This window comes from Neobacillus drentensis (assembly GCF_036962125.1).
Lineage (GTDB): Bacteria > Bacillota > Bacilli > Bacillales > Cytobacillaceae > Neobacillus > Neobacillus drentensis_B.
On sequence record NZ_JBALOA010000001.1, the window covers coordinates 199,113 to 199,903 of the forward strand.

1 protein-coding gene is annotated in these 791 nt (G+C 36.2%); it reads left to right on the top strand.

Annotated elements, in window-relative coordinates; all coding sequences use genetic code 11:
- Window positions 1-46 precede the first annotated feature (46 nt).
- Window positions 47-775: a UTRA domain-containing protein gene (locus tag V7121_RS00950; RefSeq protein ID WP_335500464.1), complete on the top strand. Its 729-nt coding sequence runs from the start codon at window positions 47-49 to the stop codon at window positions 773-775.
- Window positions 776-791: the final 16 nt, after the last annotated feature.

Here is a 791-nt window from a genome sequence, read left to right on the forward strand (position 1 = left end):
ATATAATATTATATAACGACTTATCATTTGGAAAGGAAATTTTCTTATGAAATTAAATAACTCTATTTCAACACCATTATATGATCAGCTAAAACAAATACTTAAGGAGGCCATTGATCAAGGGGTTTATAAATCGGGGGAAAGGCTACCGAATGAGACGGAATTATGTGAGTTATATGGAGTCAGTAGAATAACCGTAAGAAGAGCGATTCAGGATTTAGCCGATGAAGGCTTTTTAGAGAGAAAGCAAGGCAAGGGAACATTTGTTACCAGAACCAAAATCACTCGTGAATTAGTTTCTATTGATGGGTTCACAGACTTCAGTAAACAGATAGGGAAAAATCCCTCCAAGCGCACCCTTTCCTGTGAGGAAATCAAAGCAACTCCGGAAATTGCTGAATCTCTTCATATAGCTATTGATTCCCCTGTTTTAAAATTGGTCCGGATCATGTCGATTGATCAACAGCCGTTTGTACTAGATATAGCCCATTACTCGTTAGTACGCTTTCCGAATTTAATGACACATTTCACAGAACATGAATCTACTTATGAAGTATTGAAAAACATTTACAACATTAATATCAAAGCTGGTTCTAGCAAAAAAGTTATTACAGTTACCCCAGCTTCCAAATTAGAAGCTGAATATTTGGACTGTGAAATCGGCGAAACCTTATTCAATATTGATAAAACCGTCTTCGATGAAGCCGGCGTCCCGATCCATCTTTCAAATTTTAAGACACAGACTCAATTGATTGCACTCACCATAACAACATAAAATATAAAAGGAATGA